Source organism: Methylophilus sp. 42, assembly GCF_000384155.1.
In the GTDB taxonomy this organism is placed as follows: domain Bacteria; phylum Pseudomonadota; class Gammaproteobacteria; order Burkholderiales; family Methylophilaceae; genus Methylophilus.
On record NZ_KB913031.1, the window covers coordinates 77,813 to 92,644 of the forward strand.

17 protein-coding genes are annotated in these 14,832 nt (G+C 51.5%); 2 read left to right on the plus strand and 15 right to left on the minus strand.

Going from position 1 to position 14,832, the window contains the following annotated elements; translation table 11 throughout:
* Positions 1 to 8: 8 nt before the first annotated feature.
* The 8 genes from MET42_RS0100340 to cutA all read right to left on the minus strand — a co-directional run bounded on the left by MET42_RS0100340 (position 9) and on the right by cutA (position 7,036).
* A complete protein-coding gene (locus MET42_RS0100340; RefSeq protein WP_019880674.1) occupies positions 9 to 878 on the minus strand; it encodes a DUF3426 domain-containing protein in 870 nt (289 codons plus the stop codon).
* Positions 869 to 1,771, minus strand: a complete 903-nt coding sequence (gene prmA / locus MET42_RS0100345; protein WP_029512268.1) for a 50S ribosomal protein L11 methyltransferase — start codon at positions 1,769 to 1,771, stop codon at positions 869 to 871. The genes MET42_RS0100340 and prmA overlap by 10 nt, the downstream gene beginning before the upstream one ends.
* A gap of 2 nt (positions 1,772 to 1,773) precedes the next feature.
* Complete coding sequence (accC, locus tag MET42_RS0100350) at positions 1,774 to 3,123, minus strand: acetyl-CoA carboxylase biotin carboxylase subunit (protein WP_019880676.1); 1,350 nt, start codon at positions 3,121 to 3,123, stop codon at positions 1,774 to 1,776.
* Between the two features lie 125 nt (positions 3,124 to 3,248).
* Positions 3,249 to 3,701, minus strand: coding sequence for an acetyl-CoA carboxylase biotin carboxyl carrier protein (gene accB / locus MET42_RS0100360; protein WP_019880678.1), 453 nt, complete (start codon positions 3,699 to 3,701; stop codon positions 3,249 to 3,251).
* Between the two features lie 31 nt (positions 3,702 to 3,732).
* Positions 3,733 to 4,170 carry a type II 3-dehydroquinate dehydratase gene (gene aroQ, locus MET42_RS0100365; protein WP_019880679.1) on the minus strand — a complete coding sequence of 146 codons (438 nt, stop codon included), beginning with the start codon at positions 4,168 to 4,170 and terminating at the stop codon, positions 3,733 to 3,735.
* 194 nt (positions 4,171 to 4,364) lie between these two features.
* On the minus strand, positions 4,365 to 4,898 hold the full coding sequence (locus tag MET42_RS0100370) for a TlpA disulfide reductase family protein (RefSeq protein WP_019880682.1): 534 nt from the start codon (positions 4,896 to 4,898) through the stop codon (positions 4,365 to 4,367).
* Positions 4,891 to 6,714 (minus strand): protein-disulfide reductase DsbD, encoded by a 1,824-nt coding sequence (dsbD, locus tag MET42_RS0100375; protein ID WP_019880683.1) that lies wholly within the window; start codon positions 6,712 to 6,714, stop codon positions 4,891 to 4,893. Before dsbD ends, MET42_RS0100370 begins: the two co-directional genes overlap by 8 nt.
* 13 nt (positions 6,715 to 6,727) lie before the next feature.
* The gene (cutA, locus tag MET42_RS0100380) at positions 6,728 to 7,036 is read right to left on the minus strand and encodes a divalent-cation tolerance protein CutA (protein ID WP_232411198.1); all 309 of its coding nucleotides are present in this window, start codon (positions 7,034 to 7,036) and stop codon (positions 6,728 to 6,730) included.
* Positions 7,037 to 7,092: 56 nt separating this feature from the next.
* Here cutA and MET42_RS0100385 point away from each other — a divergent pair, with 56 nt between their 5' ends.
* Both MET42_RS0100385 and MET42_RS0100390 read left to right on the plus strand, forming a co-directional pair.
* A complete protein-coding gene (locus MET42_RS0100385; RefSeq protein ID WP_019880685.1) occupies positions 7,093 to 7,548 on the plus strand; it encodes an FxsA family protein in 456 nt (151 codons plus the stop codon).
* A 21-nt stretch (positions 7,549 to 7,569) separates the two neighbouring features.
* Positions 7,570 to 8,580: a CDP-6-deoxy-delta-3,4-glucoseen reductase gene (locus tag MET42_RS0100390; protein WP_019880686.1), complete on the plus strand. Its 1,011-nt coding sequence runs from the start codon at positions 7,570 to 7,572 to the stop codon at positions 8,578 to 8,580.
* A gap of 465 nt (positions 8,581 to 9,045) precedes the next feature.
* Here the strand turns inward: MET42_RS0100390 and MET42_RS0100395 are convergent, their stop codons facing one another.
* Genes MET42_RS0100395 through trpE form a run of 7 tightly spaced genes read right to left on the minus strand, consistent with a single transcriptional unit; the run spans position 9,046 to position 14,808 of the window.
* Positions 9,046 to 9,348, minus strand: a complete 303-nt coding sequence (locus MET42_RS0100395) for a GIY-YIG nuclease family protein (protein ID WP_019880687.1) — start codon at positions 9,346 to 9,348, stop codon at positions 9,046 to 9,048.
* Positions 9,336 to 10,328 (minus strand): porphobilinogen synthase, encoded by a 993-nt coding sequence (hemB, locus tag MET42_RS0100400; RefSeq protein WP_019880688.1) that lies wholly within the window; start codon positions 10,326 to 10,328, stop codon positions 9,336 to 9,338. Before hemB ends, MET42_RS0100395 begins: the two co-directional genes overlap by 13 nt.
* 15 nt (positions 10,329 to 10,343) lie before the next feature.
* Positions 10,344 to 11,132: an indole-3-glycerol phosphate synthase TrpC gene (gene trpC / locus MET42_RS0100405; RefSeq protein WP_019880689.1), complete on the minus strand. Its 789-nt coding sequence runs from the start codon at positions 11,130 to 11,132 to the stop codon at positions 10,344 to 10,346.
* A gap of 50 nt (positions 11,133 to 11,182) precedes the next feature.
* Positions 11,183 to 11,698, minus strand: coding sequence for a DUF3465 domain-containing protein (locus MET42_RS0100410; RefSeq protein ID WP_019880690.1), 516 nt, complete (start codon positions 11,696 to 11,698; stop codon positions 11,183 to 11,185).
* Positions 11,695 to 12,723, minus strand: a complete 1,029-nt coding sequence (gene trpD, locus MET42_RS0100415) for an anthranilate phosphoribosyltransferase (protein ID WP_019880691.1) — start codon at positions 12,721 to 12,723, stop codon at positions 11,695 to 11,697. Before trpD ends, MET42_RS0100410 begins: the two co-directional genes overlap by 4 nt.
* Positions 12,723 to 13,289: an aminodeoxychorismate/anthranilate synthase component II gene (locus MET42_RS0100420; RefSeq protein WP_019880692.1), complete on the minus strand. Its 567-nt coding sequence runs from the start codon at positions 13,287 to 13,289 to the stop codon at positions 12,723 to 12,725. The genes trpD and MET42_RS0100420 overlap by 1 nt, the downstream gene beginning before the upstream one ends.
* A 1-nt stretch (position 13,290) precedes the next feature.
* On the minus strand, positions 13,291 to 14,808 hold the full coding sequence (gene trpE / locus MET42_RS0100425; RefSeq protein ID WP_019880693.1) for an anthranilate synthase component I: 1,518 nt from the start codon (positions 14,806 to 14,808) through the stop codon (positions 13,291 to 13,293).
* Positions 14,809 to 14,832: the final 24 nt, after the last annotated feature.

Sequence of the window (14,832 nt, forward strand, 5' to 3'; positions counted from 1 at the left end):
GGAGGTACTTAGTAGGCGATGGCGACGCGGAAACCGGTGACCAGTTTTTCATCGACGCCGAGCAAGGTTTTCACTGCTTGCTCTTGCTGCGGGGCCAGTCCATCGGCAACCTTGACCGCGGCAGGCAAATACTCCGATGGTGCGAGCGTTTTACGCAGCACCGGCTCATCAGCGGTATTGGTCAGGGTCAGTTCTACTGTAGGGTAAGCCTGCGCAACGCTGCCATGATTCATCAGCACACTGGAAAAAATGAGCACGCCCTGACGCTCTTTATGCTCCTGAATATCAGCGTCATCAATGGTCAACTGGGCAATCTCGCGCGGCACACTGATGTCACAATGCAGCGGCTTGCACAATGCCAGCAATAGCGGTTTGGTTTGTGGGTAAGTGGCTGCCAGGCTGGTGCGGGAAAAATAAGTTATTTGCAAGCCAAGCAGTAACAGCAGGGCGCCTGCTAGCACGATAAACACACGTTGACTGGCAGCGCTTTCCACGGGCACTGGCCGCTCATCCGCAAGGGAGATATCACGTAAAAATGCTGGGATAACAGGTTCTGAATCCGCGCCTTCTGCATGCAATGGCGTGGAAAAAACATCGTCTAATGGCAGGTCTGGTCGCAGCGAAAAATCTGGCACTGCGGCAGTAGTGTCGCTCTGTGCCGCTTCGGCACTCACTTTAAAATACACGGCGGCATCGCTGGCCACTTCAGTCGTATCGGCGGCCGGTAAGGGTGGCGTAATTGACGATAGCAAATGTGAGCCAGCATCAAACACATGGTCGCATTCGCCACAGCGCACCTTGCCTGCATAGGCTTGCAATTGTTCGTCAGTGACTTCGAATTGTGTTTGGCAGGCCGGGCAGGCCGTAATCAAGGACATTTTCTGCTTCCCGTCAGCAAGACCCATCCATCTTGCTGGACGGGGGCATCCATTTCAAACCACTCTGAGTAACGTGCCAGCAAGATGTCTTGCTGGCTATCCAATATGCCGGATAATGCAACTTTGCCGCCACTTTTGCAAGATTTGGCAATCACTGGCGCCAATACCATCAGCGCACTGGAGAGAATATTGGCCACCACAATATCAAATGGCTCATGCAGGTAGTCTGCAGAATCATAAAATACGGCATCGACCTGATTATTAGCCGCATTATCGCGGCTGGCAATCACGGCTTGCCCGTCAATATCAACACCGATGGCACTCTGCGCGCCTAACTTTTTAGCTGCAATGGCCAAAATCCCTGAGCCACAGCCGTAATCCAGCACATTTGCCTTGGCCAATAAGGGCTTGGGCAATTGCGCCAGCCAGCTCAGGCATAAATGCGTGGTTGGATGACTACCGGTACCAAAAGCCAGGCCTGGATCCAGCACAATATTGATGGCATCGGCATTCGGCGCCTGATGCCATGAAGGCACAATCCACAACTGATCGGTCACGCGGATCGGGTCAAACTGGGCTTGTGTCGCCCGCACCCAGTCCTGCTCTTCAATCTGTTCCACCTGGTACTTCAAGCCATCCAGTTGCAAGTCAGACTGCACATTCGCCAGTAGCGCCTGCACATCTGCCTCGGCATCCAGCATGGCAGTGACGATATTCTGTTCCCAGATACCGGGCGGCGGATCGCCAGGTTCGCCGAAAATGGCCTGCTCGGCCATCGTGTCGGCGTGCGCATCTTCTATGCTGACAGACAATGCACCATGCTCCATGAGCACCTCACTGAGCGACTCGGCCTGCGGCTCGGTCGATTGAATTTTAAGTAACAGCCAATGCAACATTATTTCGAGCTGATACCCAGCTTCTGCTCCAGATAGTGAATGCTGGTACCGCCTTGCTGGAAGGCCAAATCGGCCATCAGGTCAGAATGCAGCGCAGTATTGGTTTTGATGCCTTCAACATACATCTCAGACAAAGCCACGCGCATTCTGGCAATCGCCTGTTCACGGGTCGCACCATGCGTGATCAGCTTGCCGATCATGGAGTCATAATGTGGTGGCACGGTATAACCGCCATAGACATGGGTATCCATGCGTACGCCAGGGCCGCCAGGCATATGGAAGCGGTTGATAAAGCCTGGGGAAGGCACGAAAGTGTAAGGGTCTTCAGCGTTAATGCGGCACTCAATGGCGTGACCATTCAAGACAATATCGCGCTGACGGAACGGTAATTTTTCGCCCGCAGCAATAAAGATCTGTTGTTGCACCAGGTCGATACCGGTGATCATTTCGGTCACGGTATGCTCCACCTGCAAACGTGTGTTCATTTCAATGAAATAGAACTCACCATTTTCGTACAAAAACTCAAAAGTACCGGCGCCACGGTATTTAATCTTGCGGCACGCCTCTGCACAACGCTCACCAATCTTGTCACGGATTCTTTCCGTTAACAGTGGCGAAGGCGCTTCTTCTATGATTTTTTGATGACGGCGCTGCATGGAGCAGTCACGGTCACCCAGGTAAACCGCGTTACCATGCTGGTCAGCCAGGATCTGGATTTCAATATGGCGCGGATTTTCAAGAAATTTTTCCATGTAAACCATGGGGTTACCAAAAGCCGTTTGCGCTTCGGCTTTAGTCATATTCACCGCATTCAGCAATGCCGCTTCGGTATGCACCACACGCATGCCACGACCGCCACCGCCACCAGCGGCTTTAATAATGACAGGATAGCCAATGCGTTTGGCCGTTTTCATGATTTCGGCCGGATCGTCGTTCAAGGCGCCATCAGAACCTGGCACACAAGGCACGCCCGCTTTTTTCATGGCATCTTTAGCGGAAACCTTGTCCCCCATCAAACGGATGGTTTCGGCACGCGGGCCGATAAACACAAAACCACTTTGTTCAACACGCTCGGCAAAGTCTGCGTTTTCAGACAGGAAGCCATAACCAGGGTGAATCGCTTGCGCATCAGTCACTTCTGCAGCACTGATCACCGCAGGGATATTCAGGTAACTTTTAGCTGACGGCGCAGGGCCAATACACACAGACTCATCGGCCAATTTGACATATTTAGCATCACGGTCGGCCTCGGAGTGCACCGCCACCGTTTTAATCCCCAACTCACGACAGGCGCGCTGCACGCGCAAGGCAATTTCGCCGCGGTTGGCAATCAGTATCTTCTCAAACATTATTAACTCCGCGTCTCAATAGCCGCGTGGCTTGCAGCCACGACGCAATTTAACTTCGTTGCTGTGCTGCCTGCAGGCAGCTGGTCGCCGCGATTGGCAATCAGATTTTTTTCAAACATAGCGGATTAACCAATCAGGAACAATGGTTCGCCGTATTCCACTGGCTGGCCGTTTTCAACAAAAATCTTCTTAATCGTGCCGGAGAACTCGCTCTCAATTTCATTGAGCAGCTTCATCGCCTCAATAATGCACAAAGTATCACCAGTGCTTACACTGCTGCCAACATCAACAAAGGATTTGGCATCAGGGGATGAAGCGCGGTAAAAAGTACCGACCATCGGTGATTTAACCACTTTGCCATCCAGCACTTCAGCCGGGGCAGCGGCTGGCGCAGCAGCTGGCGCGGCGGCAGGTGCCGCAACCGGTGCCGGGGCAGCCACATATTGTGCGACCGGCGCAACGCCAGGCGCCATGGCGCGACTAATACGTACTTTTTCCTCACCCTCGGTCAGTTCCAGTTCGGAAATCCCCGATTCCTCTACCAGATCAATCAGTTTTTTGAGTTTGCGTAAATCCATAAAAGCCTCGAATGTAAATGTTTTAATGTTATTAGAGTTGTTGGATGTAACGATATGCGGCGAAGTATCCCTCTGCGCCCAAACCGCAAATCACTGCGGTTGCAATATCGCTGAAATAAGAATGATGACGGAATGACTCGCGTGCATGCACATTCGACAAATGCACTTCAATAAACGGCACATTGACTGCAGAAAGGGCATCACGAATGGCAACGGAGGTATGTGTGAATGCCGCTGGATTGATAATGACATAATCAACGCGGTTCACGGAAAGTGCGTGTATTTTCTCAATGATCTCGGCTTCAGAATTACTTTGAAAAGTATCCAGACGCACCTGATCAGCGCGCGCCAAATCTTGCAAACGCTGATTAATGTCTGCCAGTGTTTGACTGCCATAATGCTGCGGCTCACGGGTGCCCAGCATATTTAAATTGGGTCCGTGAATCACCAGGATGGATTTGGTGCCCATTTCACACGCCTCTCATGGAGAAAAGTACAACCTTCATGGCGTCGAAGTTTGCCGAAGTTATTGCATTTTGTCCAGAGAAATTCGCAGTTTAAAGAAAATTGAAAGTCGCTAATTTAGCCGACAATTGAAGGAGTTTTGCAGCGAACAGGCGGGATTTGACCGCCTGCGTACACTAGAAAAAAGTAAGCAAACCGCTACAAGTTGAGTGCATTTTGCAGCATTTGGCGATTGACGCGGCCAAAGAAAATCTGCGTCACTTCGCCTTGCGCGGAGATCACCACCGTATAAGGCAACACACCTTTATGGTTACCCAATGTTTCAGCCAATGGCATGCCTTCATTCTCGGCTATCAGCAGGGGATAGCTCACTGGCGTGCTTTCTATAAACTCATGCACGGCGGCAGCCTCATCAATCGCCAGGCCCAATACAGCAATCTGAGGATGCGCACTGGCCAAAGCAGAAATCTCCGGCATTTCTTCGCGGCAAGGCTCACACCAGGTCGCCCAGAAGTTCAAAATAAGCGGCTTGCCTTTATATTGCGCCAGTGGATATGCTTTACCGCCATGATCGAACAGGGTGGTGGCCCATACTGGCGCAATGTCTGCTGCACTCGGCAATGCGGATTCTGTTGCCATAAACTGGTGGCGGTTAAGATATAACCAGCGAAAACCGCTGCCAAGAACCACCATCAATAAAACCGTCATGACCACGCGGGCAACATTACGCATGTGGTGACGCCTCCACTGGCTTTAACTTTAGCGCGCGGACGGTACGCACAAAGCGCTCAGCATCCTGATAGCCTTTAATGACCGGCTGCACGGCCTGACCCTGGGCATTGAAAAACACGATGCCGGGCGGCCCGAATAAGGCAAACTGTTTCAATAACGCCGCATCTTCGGCACGATTATCTGTGACATCGGCCTGCAACAGTAATACGCCTTGCAATGCAGCCCGCACGGCAGGATCGCTGAATACGAACTGCTCGTACTCTTTGCACGAAACACACCAGTCAGCATAAAAATCCAGCATCACCGGCTGGCCATGGGCAGCCTTCAAGCGTTGCTCAAGTGCTTGCACGCTATGCACGCGCTCAAACGCCAATGGCTGCACACTGGCAGGCGAACTTGCCATCAGGGCTTGTAATGGTTGCAGCGGCGAGCGCGCCCCTGACCAGGCACCAACGAGCAAGGCGATGCCGTATAGCAGCAAGATGACCGCAAACCCTTTAAATAGGCGCGGTACCGTGCCCGCCGTAGCAGGTAATGGATCAATTGCCCGCAAATAAATCGCAGGCACAATGCAAAGTGCCGCCCATAACACCAATTGTGCCGCCACCGGCAACATCGGGCTGATGACCCAGATCGCCACACCGAGCATTAGCACACCAAACAAACGTCGAATCGTATTCATCCACTCACCAGCTTTGGGCAATAATGTGCCCGCAGAGGCACCGATCAATAACAATGGCACACCCATACCTAAAGAAAGTGAAAACAAAGCCACCGCGCCCAACGTGACATCATTGGTTTGGCTGATATAAAGCAAGGCCCCCGCCAGCGGCGCTGCCACGCACGGGCTGATAATCAGTGCGGAAATGGCCCCCATCAGAAAATCACTGAGCAAATGACCACCTTTAAAACGGCTGCTCCAGTTAAAAAAGTAATTCTCAACCGCGCTTGGCAACTTCAACTCATAAAAGCCAAACATCGAAAAGGATAACACCACAAAAATCAACGCACCGGTGATCAGGGCAGCCGGCGTTTGCAAGGCGTTGCTCAACAACTGCCCCGACAAACCTGCCGCCACCCCTGCCAATGTATAAGTCAGACACATGCCCAAGGTATAAGCCAATGACAGCGTGAAGGCTTTACCGCGCGAAACATGCGCATTTTTACCGACAATAATGCCGGATAGAATAGGAATCATGGGGAACACACAAGGCGTCAATGCCAGCAACAAGCCCGCCCCGAAAAAGCCCGCAACAATCTGCCACCAGCGGCCAGAAGATAACAATTTGCCGGAGAACTCTTCTTCAACAGGCGCAACGTCTGACGCAGCAGATGTGATGCTGCCAGAAGAAACCGCAGATCCAAAAGAAGGTGACTTGGACAAAGGCAGTGATTTGGTTTGTGGTGGATAGCACAACCCTTTCTCACTACAACCCTGATAGCGCACCTGCAATGTGTCAGGCGCGACGCCCGTAAACGTGACTTCGGCTAAAGTGTCATGGTGAAATACCTGCTGCTCACCAAAATTAGGGTCATTCTTGGTTTCGCCCGCAGGCAATGTGATTTTGGCAGTGTCTCCGGCAGGCAATACCAATTGAATGCGCTCACGGTATAAATAATGTCCCGGCGCCACTGTGAACTTGAGCTGCGCATGGCTGGCATCTACCAAGCCGGCTTCGACTTTAAACGCCTCATCGACGGGCAAGAAATCTTCGCTGCTCTCTTCAGTAAACAGTTTTGAAAACTGCGACGCCGCATGCACGGGTGGCATGACGAGCAACAGCGCCACCAGCACGATCCAGCTTCTTAACCACATTGTCATCAACGATTTACTCCCGCACCCTTGTTTCTGCCGCCACCCATGCCAGATATTCTGGCAAACCCTCGTTCACATGGATGCCTACAATCTCCGGAAGTTCATAAGGATGCAGCATCCTTAGCTTAGTCGCACAAGCAGCATAGCCCTGACAAGTCGTTTTGATGGTCAATCCAATCTCTTCCACTTGCTCGACCTGCCCTTGCCAATGATAGATCGAGGTGACAGGACTTGAAATATTGACGCATGCCGCCAACTTCTCTGTAACCAGCGTCTGCGCGATATGCTCAGCACATACCCTGTTCGGCACATGCGTAAACACGATTATAATTTCCTCTTTTGGCGTCACGGGCGCTGACTCACAGACAGGATTCTGACATGCGTTTTATCATCTTTGCTATTCTACTGGCTTTTCCGTTCCTGGAGATAGCCGTCCTGATCGAACTCAGCCAACGCTATGGCTGGTGGGTATTGGTGTACCTGGTGATTATCGGCTATCTGGGCTTGAAATTGATACGCAACGAAAAAGACCAGATTGCGGCACGCATGTTCCAGCAAATGGGCGCCGGTAGCAATCCGGTAGCCGCCATGTTTTCAACGGCCAGGAATATGTTTGCCGGGGTACTGCTATTGATCCCTGGCGTCATCAGCGATGTGCTCGCCGTGATCTTGCTGCTGATTCCCGGCAACAATGCCAACGCGGGTGCAACAGGTAATCAAAACGGCGCGCAGTATCGTGCCAGCGCCAACGACGAGGTCATTGAAGGCGAATTTACCGAAGTAGATGACAGCAAGCCAGCAGACAACGTGGTGCACTTACCTCGCAAAGATTAACCCGACAGAAAACAACGCCTTATGAATCGTGTCTTGATTGAAAACAGTGGCCATACCTTTGACGTACGCCCCAGCCAAACCGTGCTCGAAGCCGCCATTGAAGCAGGCATCAACCTGCCATACGGCTGCCGCAATGGCGCCTGCGGCGCCTGCAAAGGCAAAGTGCTGACCGGCAAAGTCATGCATGACGACTTTCAAGGCAATGCGCTGACCGATGCAGAACTAGCCGCAGGCCTGGCATTGTTTTGCTGTGCCAGACCGCTCGAAGACCTGGTCATAGAATGCCGCCAGATCGACGCGGTACAAGGGATCAAACCGCGCATTTTACCGGTGCGTGTACAACACAAAGAACAACTGGGTGAGGATGTCATGGTGCTGCATTTACAGTTACCAGGCACCGAACAACTCACCTTTATGGCCGGGCAATACATTGAATTTCTGCTCAAAGACGGCCGCCGTCGCGCCTTCTCCATCGCCAATGCGCCGCATGAACAAGGCTTTATCGAACTGCATATCCGCAAAATTGCCGGTGGGCACTTCACCGAGCAAGTATTTAATGAGATGCCCTTAAAAACCATTCTTCGTATAGAAGCTCCGCTAGGCAGCTTTTTCCTGCGCGAACAAAATGACAAGCCTATCATCATGGTCGCGGGCGGCACTGGTTTTGCGCCAGTTAAAGGCATGATAGAGCACATGATTTTTAATCAAATCCAGCGTCCTGTGTATCTCTACCGCGGTGCGCGCCAGGTCAGCGACTTGTATATGGACGACCTTTGCCAACGCTGGGCGCAGTTTATGCCGAATATTCAATATATCCCGGTGATTTCAGATGGCAACAACAATGACAACTGGGATGGCCGTCGCGGACTGGTACATCAGGCCGTGCTGGAAGATCATGCGGATTTGAGTGGATTTGAGGTGTATGTGTGTGGCGCACCTGGCATGGTAGATATTGCCAAACAGACGTTTGTCACGCGTGGGCTGCCTGAAGAAGAGTTTTATAGTGATGCGTTTACGTTTGCGCCTAAGTAACTTGCCTCTGCCTTGCGCTATTCTTTTTCGCCTCTCGGCGAGTCACTTTCTGATGCTTGCCCCTCAGAAAGTAACCAAAGAGGAGGGCACCCAGCCATCACGGCTTGACGGCTTCCTTGCGTTGCTCGGCGTGATGGGATGGGACTTATCTCGCCAAACTTACAGCATAGAAGTTTGAACGGTTCAAAAACCAGATTCTTTTGTTACATCGGCCAAACGACGGCACTCGTAGGTTTTCGGGGTCCCCATCTGCCGCGCCGAGTAGCGCAGGCAAAATAAGGAGAAAGGGAACGACTGTCTGAATCCCGCAGTAGCTCACGTTGTGTGTGAGCTACCAGGTTGAGTTTCGTGACCGCTTATTTTGACGAGCAACGCAGGGAACAAGCGGAAGTTGGGGTGCATTTCTTTTGGTTACTTATTCTTTGTGCAAGCAAAGAAAAGTAACTCGCCAAGAGGCGAAAGAACTCAACCTGAAAATTTCGGCCACTGGTTATAACCCTTTTCAGGATTATTTGCTCCATATTGCACAATGAGTTTAGCCTCAATTCGGTTTACTTCTTCAGCGCTTTCAGACTCAAAGAGAATTTCTTTAGTGATCGTAAAATTCTTTCTTTGCTCTTCTGAAAAGTCTTTTCTTACTAACGCGTCATTCACACTACCAAAGTATGTCAGGCTATTTGTGAGGTCTTTGCCAATATAAATCTTCCCGTTTGGATAAGTTATTTTGTAGATAACCTTTTTTGTTGGAAAACAGGTTATTTCAACCATCGCGCAATATCCATCGCATAATAAGTCAACACGCCATCCGCCCCGGCGCGCTTAAACCCAAGCATTGCTTCAAGCACACACGCCCTCTCATCCAGCCAGCCATTCTGTGCAGCAGCCTTGAGCATGGCGTATTCACCACTGACATGATAAGCATAGGTCGGCACACCAAACTCGTCTTTGACACGGCGTACAATATCCAGATACGGCATACCTGGTTTCACCATCACCATATCAGCGCCTTCTTCCAGGTCCAGCGCAACTTCTTTCAGCGCTTCGTCAGAATTGGCCGGGTCCATCTGGTAATTGTATTTATTGCTTTTGCCGAGGTTGCCAGCAGAGCCAACCGCGTCACGGAACGGGCCGTAGAAAGCAGAGGCATATTTGGCGGAGTAGGCCAGTATGCGGGTATAGATATGCCCGTGCTCTTCCAGCGCATCGCGGATGGCACCGATACGGCCATCCATCATGTCAGAAGGTGCGACCACATCGGCGCCTGCTTCTGCGTGGCATAAGGCTTGTTTGACCAGGACCTCAACAGTTTCATCATTGAGCACATAACCCGTGTCATCAATCAGGCCATCCTGGCCATGCGTCGTGTAAGGATCCAGGGCGACGTCAGTAATCACGCCCAGTTCAGGGAAGGCTTGCTTTAGGGCTTTGACCGTACGCGGCACCAAGCCATCCGGGTTGTAGGCTTCTTTGGCATCCAGGCTTTTGTATTGCTGTGGCACCACCGGGAACAAGGCCAGCGCCGGAATACCCAGTTTGACGCATTCTTCAGCAGTTTTAAGTAACACATCTATGCTTTGACGTTGTACGCCAGGCATGGATTTCACTTCCTCAGTCTTACCTTCGCCCTCCAGCACAAATACCGGATAAATCAGGTCATTCACCGTGAGGACGTTCTCGCGCATTAAACGGCGCGAGAAATCATCTTTACGCATACGGCGTGGGCGGATAGCGAGAAATTGATTACTCATGAGCGTCCTTTTGCTTTATCCAAATACCCTGGCCAGTTCAGCGCCGGGATCGTCCTGACGCATAAACGCTTCACCTACCAGAAAACCATTCACGTCATGACTACGCATCAATGCGACATCTTCAGGCGTAAAAATGCCAGATTCTGTGACCACAAAGCGGTCCTCAGGGGTGTTTTCGAGCAAATCGAGCGTGGTTTGCAAGCTGACATCAAAAGTGCGCAGGTTACGGTTATTGATACCCAACAAAGGCGTTTCCAGTTGCAGGGCCAATTCCAGTTCATCAGCATCATGCACTTCTACCAGCACCGCCATGCCGAGGTTGTGGGCAGTGAGCTCCAGCTCTCGCATTTGTGCCAGCTCCAGTGCAGCGACAATTAGCAAAATGCAGTCAGCGCCCATGGCGCGCGCTTCATAGACCTGATAAGGGTCTATCATGAAATCTTTACGCAGTACCGGCAGCTTACAAGCGGCGCGAGCTTGTTTTAAATAGGCTGCTGAGCCTTGAAAATATTGTTCATCCGTGAGTACGGACAAGCAGGCAGCGCCACCTTTTTCATAGCTTTTGGCGATTTCAGCCGGATTGAAATCTGCACGAATAATGCCTTTGGATGGACTGGCTTTTTTAATTTCAGCAATCACCGCTGGTTTATCCGCATCGACCTTATCAACAATATTGCCGATAAAATCACGGCAATCAGGCTGATCCAGCGCTTCATCACGCATCGCATTCAGCGGCTTGATCGCTTGTGCCTTGGCGATTTCTTCGCGTTTAGTCGCTAAAATTTTATTTAAGATATCAGACATAATGTACTCGCATGTTTATCGTTTCACTTACTGGCTGCGCGCATGCGCGCTTACTGGTAAGTATGATCTTGATGTTTAATCCAGCCGCTCTGGTGCCCTTGCGGATCGTGGTGCGTCCAATGCATGATGCCACCTTTGGGGTTGTAAATATACTCACCTTTAAAGGTCACTACATCACCTACACTCAGTGCTTCCACCCGTGGTGCCAGGTCAATATTATGCGCAAATAACAAGGTTTGTTCAGGCGAAATACTGACCAAAAAACGCTGATGCCGGGCACCTTTGTTATCGTCAGGCAACAGTTTTTTCACCACACCGCTCCCCGCCAGCCAGACATGGCTTTTCTTTTGGGCAAAGGCCTGCTTAACGGCTGCATTGTCTTCCGCGGTCAGGCCAGCAGACAGTGATTGCAGGTTAAGCGTTTGAGCCGGTGATTTAACTTCAACGGCTGACTGCGGCTGATTGTTTGTACCATAGCCGCTTGCGCCCTGTTGCGAAGTTTGCTGACACGCAGCCAGCAAACAGACCAGCGCACAGAATTGTGCAATCAAGGCGTAGCGTTTCATGCCGCCTGGCTCAAGGCTTTCAGTTGTTGCAGTTTATTCAAGGCCGCGCCTGAGTCAATGGATTGCGCCGCTTGCGCAATGCCCGATGGCAAATCATTTGCCAGGCCAGACACATAAATGGCAGCACCGGCATTCAGCAATACAATATCGCGCGCCGGGCCTTTTTCACCAGACAGCAAGCCCAGGATAATCTCGCTGGAATGCTGTGCGCTTTCCACCCGGATACTGTTGATGTCATGTAATGGCATGTCAAACTGGGCAGGGTTCAAAGTGTACTCACTGACTTTGCCGTCTTTGAGTTCGGCCACATAAGTGTCGGCAGAAAAAGAGATTTCGTCCATTTCATCGGCGCTATGTACCACCATCACATGCTCGCTACCCAGCTTTTGCAAAGTCTGAGCCAGCAAGGGCACAAGATCGCGATGAAATACACCCATGACCTGACGCTTGGCACCGGCCGGGTTGGTCATTGGGCCTAACAAGTTGAACATGGTACGCACCCCAAGTTCACGACGCACGGGCGCGGCATACTTCATGGCGGCGTGATGATTTGGTGCAAACATAAAACCAATGCCTGCTTCATTGACGCAACGCACCACTTGCTCCGGCGTCAACGCGATATTCACGCCCAGCGCTTCCAGCACATCGGCAGAGCCGCTTTTTGAAGAGGCTGCACGGCCACCATGTTTGGCGATTTTTGCACCAGCCCCTGCAGCAACAAAGGCTGACGCCGTTGAAACATTAAATACCTTGTTAGGTGCACCACCCGTGCCACAAGTATCAATCAAATGACGCGTATCGCTGATATCCACTTTACTGGAAAGCTCACGCATCACCTGCGCGGCAGCGGCAATTTCAGTGACGGTTTCGCCTTTAACACGCAAAGCAGACAAAAAGCCCGCAATCTGGATCTGGGTAAATTCGCCGCTCATGATCTGCTGCATGATTTGCAGCATTTCTTCATGCGTGAAATCGGTATGGTCAATCAAGCGCTGTAAGGCGATTTTAGGCGTCATACTCACCATTAATAGCCTTTCAGGAAGTTGTCCAGCAACTCATGTCCGTACTCGGTCAAGATAGATTCGGGGTGGAATTGCACCCCTTCCACGGCCAGTGTTTTATGCTTGACGCCCATGATCTCGCCATCTTCAGTCCAGGCAGTGATCTCCAGGCAATCCGGAATGGTTTCGCGCTCGATCACCAGCGAGTGATAGCGCGTCGCGGTATACGGGTTAGGCAGGTTCCTGAAAACGCCGGTATTGGTATGGTGGATCAATGAGGTTTTACCATGCATCAGGGTTTTGGCCTTGATGATCTTGCCGCCAAAGGCCTGGCCGATGCTCTGGTGGCCCAGGCACACGCCCAGCAGCGGAATTTTGCCAGCGAATTCATGAATCAGTGGCACAGAAATACCTGCTTCATTCGGCGTACAAGGACCAGGGGAAATCACGATTTTCTCCGGCTGCATTGCTTTAATCTGTTCCAGCGTGATTTCATCATTGCGGTGCACATGTACATCTTGACCCAGCTCGCCGAAATACTGCACGAGGTTGTAGGTAAAAGAGTCGTAGTTATCAATCATCAACAACATATCAGGCTCCCTTTCCTGCATGGGTTTGAATATTGGCGGCTTGGTTATCCAGGCCTGCCTGAACCAGTTCGGCGGCACGAATCACTGCCTTGGCTTTATTTTGGGTTTCGTCCCACTCAGATTGCGGCACCGAGTCGGCAACAATACCGGCACCCGCCTGCACATAAAGCTTGTTGTCTTTAATCACCGCCGTACGGATAGCAATCGCCACATCCATATCGCCGTTAAAGCCTAAATATCCTACTGCGCCAGCGTAAATACCACGCTTGGAAGGCTCCAGCTCTTCAATGATTTCCATGGCGCGTACTTTGGGTGCGCCGGACACCGTACCTGCAGTAAATGTCGCTTTAAGGACATCAATTGCATCCAGGCCTGGCTTGAGCTGGCCTTCGACATTGCTGACGATATGCATCACATGCGAGTAACGCTCAATGGTCATATTGTCAGTGACTTTCACCGTTCCCGTCAGCGCGACACGGCCAACGTCATTGCGGCCCAAATCCATCAGTTGCACGTGCTCGGCCCGTTCTTTGGGGTCAGCCAGCAACTCGGCTTCCAGCGCCAGGTCATGATCCCGATTCCTGCCACGTGGGCGCGTACCGGCAATCGGGCGCGAAGTCACCGTGGTGTCTTCCAGGCGCACCAGGATTTCTGGTGACGCACCGACGACATGATGGTCGTCCATGTCGTAATAGAACATATAAGGTGATGGATTGAGGCTGCGCAGGGCGCGATACAGGCTCAGTGGCGATGCATCAAAGTCTTGCACCATGCGCTGGCTGAGCACCACCTGCATAATGTCGCCTTCGAGGATATATTGCTGGCCCTTTTTAACCGCAGCTTTGAAGTTTTCTTCACCAAACTCTGACACAGCCGGGGTTTTGCTGGTTGGCAAAGCTGCGGGAATCTCGACTTGTGTACGCAACTTCTCCAACAAGGCATGCATGCGTGCGCAGGCGGTTTCGTAGGCATTGGCTTTGGCCGGATCAGCGTAGACAATAAAATACAATTTGGCAGATAAGTTATCCACCACCGCAATTTCTTCTGACACCATCAGCAAGATATCAGGCACACCAATCGCATCCGGCTTTTTCTTTTTGCCCAAACGCTTTTCAATGTATTGAATGGTCTCGTAGCCAAAATAGCCCGCCAGGCCGCCGGTGAAACGTGGCAAGCCATCGTATGGCGGTGTTTTAAAACGGGCCTGGTAAGACTTGATAAAATCGAGCGGGTTTTGATCGGTGTGCGATTCAATGACTTGATCGCCTTGAATGACTTGCAGGGCCTCATCACGCACGACAATGCGCGTGGTGGCTGGCAGGCCAATAATCGAATAACGGCCAAAGCGTTCGCCGCCTTGTACGCTTTCGAGCAGGTAAGAGTAGGGTTGATTCGCCAGTTTCAGATACAGCGACAAAGGCGTATCCATATCGGCAAAGGTTTCCATCACTAGCGGAATACGGTTATAGCCTTGCGCCGCCAGCGCGTCGAATTCGGTCTTGCTCAAAGTGCTTAACATGATGCTTTTTTCCAGTTTGATTCG

Coding starts and splice junctions, on each gene's coding strand:
- trpC (WP_019880689.1), bottom strand. CDS start 11,132: ATGTCTGATATCTTAAATAAAATTTTAGCGACTAAACGCGAAGAAATC.
- aroQ (WP_019880679.1), bottom strand. CDS start 4,170: ATGGGCACCAAATCCATCCTGGTGATTCACGGACCCAATTTAAATATG.
- MET42_RS0100385 (WP_019880685.1), top strand. CDS start 7,093: ATGCGTTTTATCATCTTTGCTATTCTACTGGCTTTTCCGTTCCTGGAG.
- accB (WP_019880678.1), bottom strand. CDS start 3,701: ATGGATTTACGCAAACTCAAAAAACTGATTGATCTGGTAGAGGAATCG.
- MET42_RS0100370 (WP_019880682.1), bottom strand. CDS start 4,898: ATGCGTAATGTTGCCCGCGTGGTCATGACGGTTTTATTGATGGTGGTT.
- trpE (WP_019880693.1), bottom strand. CDS start 14,808: ATGTTAAGCACTTTGAGCAAGACCGAATTCGACGCGCTGGCGGCGCAA.
- MET42_RS0100410 (WP_019880690.1), bottom strand. CDS start 11,698: ATGAAACGCTACGCCTTGATTGCACAATTCTGTGCGCTGGTCTGTTTG.
- hemB (WP_019880688.1), bottom strand. CDS start 10,328: ATGAGTAATCAATTTCTCGCTATCCGCCCACGCCGTATGCGTAAAGAT.
- dsbD (WP_019880683.1), bottom strand. CDS start 6,714: ATGTGGTTAAGAAGCTGGATCGTGCTGGTGGCGCTGTTGCTCGTCATG.
- MET42_RS0100340 (WP_019880674.1), bottom strand. CDS start 878: ATGTCCTTGATTACGGCCTGCCCGGCCTGCCAAACACAATTCGAAGTC.
- MET42_RS0100395 (WP_019880687.1), bottom strand. CDS start 9,348: ATGGTTGAAATAACCTGTTTTCCAACAAAAAAGGTTATCTACAAAATA.
- accC (WP_019880676.1), bottom strand. CDS start 3,123: ATGTTTGAGAAGATACTGATTGCCAACCGCGGCGAAATTGCCTTGCGC.
- trpD (WP_019880691.1), bottom strand. CDS start 12,723: ATGGTGAGTATGACGCCTAAAATCGCCTTACAGCGCTTGATTGACCAT.
- MET42_RS0100420 (WP_019880692.1), bottom strand. CDS start 13,289: ATGTTGTTGATGATTGATAACTACGACTCTTTTACCTACAACCTCGTG.
- MET42_RS0100390 (WP_019880686.1), top strand. CDS start 7,570: ATGAATCGTGTCTTGATTGAAAACAGTGGCCATACCTTTGACGTACGC.